At 35.9% G+C, this 7,134-nt stretch carries 6 protein-coding genes and 2 tRNA genes; 6 read left to right on the forward strand and 2 right to left on the reverse strand.

All coding sequences use genetic code 11. The features are described 5' to 3' along the window. Window positions 1-206 precede the first annotated feature (206 nt). On the reverse strand, window positions 207-818 hold the full coding sequence (gene purN, locus ACFIK6_RS06215; protein ID WP_375677469.1) for a phosphoribosylglycinamide formyltransferase: 612 nt from the start codon (window positions 816-818) through the stop codon (window positions 207-209). After that, the gene (gene purM / locus ACFIK6_RS06220) at window positions 815-1,906 is read right to left on the reverse strand and encodes a phosphoribosylformylglycinamidine cyclo-ligase (protein ID WP_375677470.1); all 1,092 of its coding nucleotides are present in this window, start codon (window positions 1,904-1,906) and stop codon (window positions 815-817) included. The genes purN and purM overlap by 4 nt, the downstream gene beginning before the upstream one ends. Before the next feature lie 157 nt (window positions 1,907-2,063). On the opposite strand from purM, the gene ACFIK6_RS06225 reads away from it, so the two are divergent. From ACFIK6_RS06225 to ACFIK6_RS06250, 6 genes are all read left to right on the forward strand, one after another. Further along, complete coding sequence (locus ACFIK6_RS06225; RefSeq protein ID WP_375677471.1) at window positions 2,064-3,275, forward strand: AI-2E family transporter; 1,212 nt, start codon at window positions 2,064-2,066, stop codon at window positions 3,273-3,275. Further along, window positions 3,272-3,961, forward strand: coding sequence for a DnaA regulatory inactivator HdaA (gene hdaA / locus ACFIK6_RS06230; protein WP_375677472.1), 690 nt, complete (start codon window positions 3,272-3,274; stop codon window positions 3,959-3,961). Before ACFIK6_RS06225 ends, hdaA begins: the two co-directional genes overlap by 4 nt. A 708-nt stretch (window positions 3,962-4,669) precedes the next feature. Continuing rightward, window positions 4,670-4,746, forward strand: a tRNA-Pro gene (locus ACFIK6_RS06235). A gap of 89 nt (window positions 4,747-4,835) precedes the next feature. After that, the gene (locus ACFIK6_RS06240; protein WP_273791168.1) at window positions 4,836-5,141 is read left to right on the forward strand and encodes an ETC complex I subunit; all 306 of its coding nucleotides are present in this window, start codon (window positions 4,836-4,838) and stop codon (window positions 5,139-5,141) included. 39 nt (window positions 5,142-5,180) lie between these two features. Further along, window positions 5,181-5,257 (forward strand) — tRNA-Arg (locus ACFIK6_RS06245). Window positions 5,258-6,724: 1,467 nt separating this feature from the next. Further along, window positions 6,725-7,134: lysozyme (locus ACFIK6_RS06250; RefSeq protein ID WP_375677473.1), on the forward strand; the 410-nt coding region annotated here is incomplete at its 3' end.

The raw sequence follows: 7,134 nt of genomic DNA on the forward strand, positions 1-7,134 counted from the left end.
GCTTGTGATAATGTCATAGAACTGAATAAAGAAGAAGAATTTTGAAATTGAAATAAAATTCAAAAAAATCACACATTCTGCACAAAAATTTATGAAGAGATAAACTCTATTATGCCATCATTTCATAGAGATTTTCAATTATAGATACTGAGCACAAGCTATGTATAAAACATTGAAAAATGCTGATTAATAGATTGTTAATACACTCAAAAAGATAAAAGCTGTTGTTGCGTATCGACCATTTTACTCTTCCCTTCAATAAATGCTTTTAAGGCTTCGGGGTAGAGTTTATGTTCTGCTTTCAGAACTCTTTGTGCTAAGCACTCAGCAGTATCATGAGGATAGACTGGAACGGCTGCTTGGGCAAGGATTTTTCCTGCATCCATGTCTTCTGTAACAAGGTGAACAGTGCAACCCGTGATTTTTACGCCTGCTTGTAAAGCTTTTTCATGTGTGTTTAAGCCTTTAAATGAAGGCAAAAGAGAAGGATGAATGTTTAAAATTCGTCCTTCGTAAAGTTTTACAAAACGTGGTGAGATAAGGCGCATATACCCTGCAAAGCAGAGAAAATCCGGTTTATATTGATCTAAAATCGTAAAAATACTTTCTTCATGCTCTTCTTTTGTTTTGTAAATTTTGCGATCAACAATATGAATAGGTAAGTTATGGCTTTGCGCCTTTTTAATACCGTTTGCACGCGGATTATCGCAAATAACTGCGACGATTTCAGCAGGATATTCCTTTTGTTGACTAGCTTGAGCAAGGGCGACCATATTGGATCCATTACCAGAAATGAAAACAATGACTTGTTTTTTCATAAATGCAGTACCCCTTTATAAAGTATTCCTTTATTTTGATCTTGGCGTTTTGTTAAGATGCCAAGGGGAGTTACAGTCTCTCCTTTTCTTTCAAGAGCTTGCGTAATTGTTTCAGCTGCATGCTGTGCTACGATAATGATCATGCCAATACCACAATTGAATGTTCTTAACATCTCTATTTCTTCTATTTTACCTTGTTTGGCAATCCATGAAAATACTGCTGGAACATTGATGGTAGAAAGATTAATTTCAGCGCAGAGAGAAGATGGAATGACACGTGGAATATTTTCAGGAAATCCTCCACCCGTAATATGAGCAAGAGCTTTAATTCCTTCGTATTTTCGCATGATCGGAAGAAGCGATTTTACATAAATGCGTGTTGGTGTAAGAAGTGCTATACCAAGGCTGTTTTCAGGGGCAAAAGGGGCAGGGTCATTCCATTTGAGATAATTTTGCTGGACGATTCGTCGAACAAGCGAAAAGCCGTTGGAATGAATTCCAGAGGCGCTTAGACCTAATATAATATCACCTTCTGTCAAATCTTTTGAAGGGAGTAGCTTGCTGCGTTCGCATGCTCCTACAGCAAAACCGGCTAGATCATAATCTCCCTCTGCATACATTCCTGGCATTTCTGCAGTTTCTCCTCCAATAAGAGCAGCACCGGCTTGTTTACATCCTTCAGCAATACCAGAAACAATTACAGCACCTTGTTCAGGGTCAAGTTTTCCAGTTGCAAAATAATCTAGAAAAAAAAGAGGTTCAGCCCCTTGTACGAGTAAATCATTGACACACATAGCTACAAGATCAATACCGACAGTGTTATGGTGACCTACTTCAATGGCAATTTTTAATTTTGTTCCCACACCATCATTGGCTGCTACGAGGATAGGATCCGTAAAGCCAGCTGCTTTTAAATCAAAAAGGCCACCAAACCCGCCAATTTCTGCATCTGCTCCGGTTCGTTTTGTCGCGCGTATAAAGGGTTTAATTTTTTCTACCATGGCATTACCCATATCGATGTTTACACCGGCTTTTGCGTAGGTAAGACCAACTTTGGATTTATTATTTGTAAGATCTTGATTGCTCATTGGAGCCTTCCTTTAATGGAAAATCAGGTTTTGATATTATGCAATGCCATGATAGAGTTCTCTCTGCAAGAGATATTGATAAGAAAATAAGCAACTTTGCTTGTACCTTATTGTGAAGATGTTTATAATTTTTTGTGAAGAATTTTTAGGATATTCTATGAGCAAGATATCAGATAATCACGGACAGTCTTCTTGGCAGCTTATGAGAAAGAAAGCGAGTGAAAATGCATCTCGTGATCGTTATAAGACTTATGTGCCAGCGTATACTCAATTGCCGTTGCCGAATAATATGAAAAGGCAAATCTTTTTTTGGCTTGGTACGCTGATTTTTTTTATTCTTTTTATGTTTGTTTTTGGATCGATTTTGCTTCCTTTTGTGGCAGGGATTGTGTTAGCTTATTTTCTCAATCCCATTGTTCAATTACTTGAAAAATTTGGTATTCGTCGTGTATTTGGGACTGTCCTCATTACCTTATTTATTGTTATTACCTTTGTTGCTTCTTTGGTTATTTTGATTCCTGTTATTAGTTGGCAAATACAGCAATTTATGAGTGATGGTTTACCTGTTTATATTAATCGTATTCAAACCTTTTTTGTTGAGCATGATTTTGATTGGATAAGGCGCTATTTTGGAAGTGATCCAAATGAATTACGGAATAATATTAAAGGATTTTTGGGAGAAGGTTCAGATTTTATTACGTCTCTTTTGAATTCACTTTTAAAGTCAGGAAAATCTATCGTTAATATCGTTAGCCTATTTGTTGTGGCACCTGTGGTGGCATTTTATATGTTATTAGATTGGCCACGTATGGTAACAGCAATTGATTCGTTAATACCGCGTGATCATCTTGAAACCGTTCGTAGTATTTTTCATGAAATGGATAGAGCTATTGCAGGCTTTGTTCGTGGACAAGGAACTGTTTGTCTTATATTGGGAGGCTATTATGCTATTGGTTTAACGATTGCAGGACTGAATTTTGGTCTTTTGATTGGTATGTTTATTGGTCTTATTAGCTTTGTTCCTTATATCGGCACAATGAGTGGTTTTGTCCTTTCTGTTGGTATTGCATGGGTCCAGTTTTATCCCAACAATTGGGGGGGAATCATCGTTGTGATGGCACTCTTTTTAATTGGTCAATTTATTGAAGGGTATATTCTTCAACCCAAGCTTGTAGGTTCATCAGTGGGATTACATCCCGTATGGTTGATGTTTTCACTTTTTGCTTTTTCTTCACTCTTCGGTTTTACTGGTATGCTTGTTGCTATTCCTGCGGCAGCGGCTGTTGGCGTTTTAGTTCGTTTTGCTCTTCATACTTATCTTAGTTCTCAGATGTATTCGCGAAGGGGGAATTCGGAGCCGCTAAAATGAATGGGCGTGAAACGCAATTATCTTTAAATTTTCCTTATGATCCGATTTTTCAATTTGAGGATTTAGTGGTAACGGAAAGCAATCGTATGGCTTTTCAGCTTATTGATCACTGGCCCAATTGGAGCTTACCTATAGCAGTTTTGGTTGGCAAAGAAGGATCTGGAAAAACGCACTTTTCTAATATATGGCTCCAAAAAGCAGATGCTTTCAGGATTCAGCACAATGAAATTGATCAGGCTGTTACTATGGCTTCTTTAGGCAGATCATTTTTGATAGAGGATATTGGTGCAAGTGAAATCAATGAGACAGGACTTTTTCATTTAATTAACAGTATTAAGCAAGCAAATCTTGATGCACGACAAGCTACTTTATTGATGACGGCACGAACACTTCCTTCCGCTTGGAATTTAACGTTAAATGATCTAAAAAGTCGTCTTAATTCGGTGATGTTCGTTGAAATTAATCAGCCTGATGATGCATTGTTAACAGCTGTTGCATTTAAGCTTTTTTCCGATAGGCAACTTATTGTACATCCAGATACGGTTTATTATCTTGTAAGTCGTTGTGAACGTTCTTTATTTTCATTGAAGCGTGTTATTGATTCTGTTGATCAGTTGGCATTACAAAGAAAAAGAAAAATAACACGTGCTGTTATTGCTGAAGTCTTGAATAGAAGAAATCTGTAAATACTCCTTATCATGGCTTACTTATTCTGTCCTTCTATTATCGTTTCAATATGTGGAAAAACAAGTCATTTAAATTTTCTCCTTTTGGGATATCTATTAAGAGTGAAAAATAGTATTTTTTACTTTTGTCATGTGTTTATTTTAAATAGCTTTGAGATTTTATTGTATGATGTTGAAAATTCTTTCCATTTTCGCATTTGAAAAGGTTTCTAAAAGAGCGCCTTATTTTATTTATAATAAAACCTTTGTGCTTTGAAAAAATGTTTGTTGTTTATGGATTTGGATTGTAGAAGATCTAGAATTTTTAATAAAAGAGTCATTGAGAAGATAGAAAAAGAGAGAAAAAGCTTAATACAGCTGAATTTTTTGGCTTATGTTCTCTTTGGAAAAGTTTTTCTATGATATTTAAGTCGTTGTTTTCTAAAATTGTATCTGTAGAATGCGTTTTCATACAGTGAAAGCTTGCTTAAAGCAGAATAAAAACTATGAAACCCTAATAGAGAAATTTATTATTTTTTAATGAGATCAAATCATACTGTGTAGGTTATTTTCTATTATTTGTCAATAAATCTGTTATTGAGTAGGCAAAAAAATTCAGAAATGTGCTTTTTTGTAAAGAAATGCAACAAAATTAAAAAAAAGTGTGTTTTTCTCTTGCACTTCTGTTGTGAAAATTTTAGGAAATGTGCATCAAGTAAATGTAAATGGCGGAGCGTAGCGCAGCCTGGTAGCGCACCTGATTTGGGATCAGGGGGTCGTAGGTTCGAATCCTATCGCTCCGACCATATTTGATTGAGTGTGTGAGAATGACCCAATTGGGTACGTGTGGTGAGAAACTATCATTCAAGCGTTGTGTAATCTGAAGGAAAAAGGCATGATCGCACGTATTTACAGTCCTGCTAAGACAGCTATGCAGTCAGGTAAGGGGAATACAGGTTTTTGGATTTTAGAGTATGAGCCGGTGAAAGCAAAAATGCTTGAACCTCTTATGGGGTACACGGCGACGTCTGATATGAATAATCAAGTAAGGATCCGATTTAATAGGAAGGAAGAAGCAATTGCTTTTGCGCGTAAGAATGCTATCTCTTACCGTGTAGAAAAGAAACATACGTCGATTCGACGTGCTATTTCTTATTCTGATAATTTTCGCAGTGATCGGCAGCATTCTTGGACACATTGAATTAAAGATGCTATTTTGAATTGAGAAAATAATCAATTGGGTCCCGTAGCTCAGCTGGATAGAGCAACGGCCTTCTAAGCCGTGGGTCACAGGTTCGAATCCTGTCGGGATCACCATGTTTAAATGATATTAGTAGGCTATAAAAGGTTCGAGAGTTCTCCTTTTATTCTATTAGCTTATTTCTATGTATAATTCCGAACCTTTTTGATGTTTTTTGGGTGATTTTGTTACTAAACGTTTTCTGTTGACTTTTTTAGTATAAAATGATTCTGTTTTATCTTTTTTCAGAAAAAAATTCTTTCGATTTCTGAAACTGTAGCATCTGCATTTTCTTGCCACGTGTTGCTACTATATTACATGCTTTAGGAAACAGATTGCAAAAATTCTTTTTTACGAGCTTCTTTTCATCTTTCTGAAAATGATATTTTGTTTCTTAGATTAGATTTAAACATTATGGCTGATGCTGGTAAAATTGCAAAAAAAACATCTATTGTAATTTTTTTATTTTTTATGAATAATGTCATTACGTTTTTCAGTATGATCTTTGGTAAGATCGATTTTGATCAGATACAAGGCATGATGGATTCGATTTAGAATCGTTTATGAAATATTGAAGAATAAAAACGATATCTGTTTATGATGAAAATTTACAGACAACGCAAGAAGCGGAGAATATTTTCTTGTCTTGGAAGCTGTGATTCATATCGAATTACTTTTTTATAGTTTTTTCGTATAAAAGGGTGTTATATGTGCCACCCAGATAAGATATTGTTATTTTTCAATAAGAGATATTTGCAGCCAATTTGATTTAACGTGATTGTCACTGTTTCTCAGGTAGGGCTATAGATTTCATCAATGCTTAGGTTTTCTTAGTCTTATAGGTTTTAAGGATGTATACTGTGTATTTATAGGCTATCTTGCACATATTTTGTTTGAATTATGAATGAAGATAGATTGCATCTCAGAGTTAAGTTTTTAGATTTCACATTTACATTTTCAAATGTTTTTTCTTATTTCTTTGTAGTTTCTACCTTATGTTAGAGGTATTTTAGTATTGGATATACAATTATATTAAAATGTTATGCAAATGAGATCTGAAGATCTAAACTTATACGGTTCAAGGTGATCATTATTTCAATAGGAATACAGTGTGAGGAGAATGCCATCTTACGCGCTTGTTTTAAGAGATGTCTCTTTAAGCTCACAAAAGCCCACTTCACGCTGGCGCTCGTGGATGGTACAACGATAAATCCATTGTGCACTTCATCTTGATGCTTATGAAGGAGAAAATCGGCACTATCATATACTTTGCCTATTTGCCAGCCTCCAATGTTGCGACAGTTCTTGGCACTTAAGACAGTTCATAAAAGCCATTTTTATTCCTTTTTTATACAAATTTTATCCACACACTCATTCCGCTTTTGCCGTGCAAGGGAATGATTTTGATTGATTCAAGATCAACAGATTTGAAATGAGAGAATCCTACGTTATTCGAGACTCTCATTCAATATACAAAACAGTGAATTATGATTATAAATCAATGTCTTGTATAGGCTTACAGAGACACGGCATGTGTTTGGACGATTGGTTATGGTCACACCAGTAATGCGGGTCACCCCCTTGTCAAAAAAGGCATGCGGATCACACAAGAGCAAGCAGAAGAAATCCTTTGTGAAGACTTAAAGCAATTTGAGAATACGGTTGAGAAATCGGTCACAGTTTCATTAACGGATTGCCAATTCGCGGCATTGGTCTCGTTTTGCTATAATGTAGGAACCGCTGCTTTTTGCAAGTCAACATTGTTGAAGAAGCTTAATCAAGGCGATTATGAAGCCGTACCCTTAGAATTACAGAAATGGAATAAGGTCGGTGGGAAACCTCTTGCGGGTTTAGCCAACCGTCGCGCAGCAGAAGCGGGATTATGGGTAAAAGGGTCTTATGTTTCTTCAAATTATCAAAGGGTAGAAACGAAAACGGCAACGGGTCTTTTCAA

Origin of the sequence: Bartonella sp. AS69XJJH (assembly GCF_042195585.1) — a bacterium.
Lineage (GTDB): Bacteria > Pseudomonadota > Alphaproteobacteria > Rhizobiales > Rhizobiaceae > Bartonella.

What these genes read in the sequence shown, in the direction of transcription:
- purN (WP_375677469.1), bottom strand. Translation starts at nt 818, where the DNA reads ATGAAAAAACAAGTCATTGTTTTCATTTCTGGTAATGGATCCAATATG.
- purM (WP_375677470.1), bottom strand. Translation starts at nt 1,906, where the DNA reads ATGAGCAATCAAGATCTTACAAATAATAAATCCAAAGTTGGTCTTACC.
- ACFIK6_RS06225 (WP_375677471.1), top strand. Translation starts at nt 2,064, where the DNA reads ATGAGCAAGATATCAGATAATCACGGACAGTCTTCTTGGCAGCTTATG.
- hdaA (WP_375677472.1), top strand. Translation starts at nt 3,272, where the DNA reads ATGAATGGGCGTGAAACGCAATTATCTTTAAATTTTCCTTATGATCCG.
- ACFIK6_RS06240 (WP_273791168.1), top strand. Translation starts at nt 4,836, where the DNA reads ATGATCGCACGTATTTACAGTCCTGCTAAGACAGCTATGCAGTCAGGT.